At 79.4% G+C, this 475-nt stretch carries 1 protein-coding gene; it reads right to left on the reverse strand.

The features are described from left to right. The coding region (locus tag FOE67_RS28240) for a P1 family peptidase (protein WP_182667625.1) at positions 1-475 on the reverse strand (475 nt) is incomplete at both ends.

Below are 475 nucleotides of genomic sequence, written 5' to 3' on the forward strand. Positions count from 1 at the left end.
CCCCCGCCCCGGCCCCGACGTTTCCCTCGGCCGGTTCTCCGCCCGCCGCCGCGGCACGTGCCGCCTCCCGACCGAGCGCGGCGTCCGGCCGGGCCGTCCACCTGCCGCCGCGACCGAGGTCGAACAACACCGCGGCGGGGACCACCGGCACCACCTGGTGGGGCAGGGGACCCACCGGATGGCCCCGGTCGTGTTCGGCCAGCCACCCGGTGACCCCGTCGGCCGCGGCCAGCCCGAAGGCGCTGCCCCCGGAGAGCACGACCGCGTGGATCCGGTCCACCAGGGTGCCCGGCTCCAGGGCGTCGGTCTCCCGGGTGCCCGGCCCGCCGCCGCGCACGTCCACGCCGGCCACCACACCGCCCGGGGGCGCGAGGACCACCGTCGTCCCGCTCAGCCACCCCTCGCCCAGCCGCTGGGCGTGGCCCACGAGCAGCCCCTCCACATCGGTCAACGAACCCTCCGGGCACCCCGGCCC

Source organism: Streptomyces calidiresistens (genome assembly GCF_014141525.1).
GTDB classification, from domain to species: domain Bacteria; phylum Actinomycetota; class Actinomycetes; order Streptomycetales; family Streptomycetaceae; genus Streptomyces; species Streptomyces calidiresistens.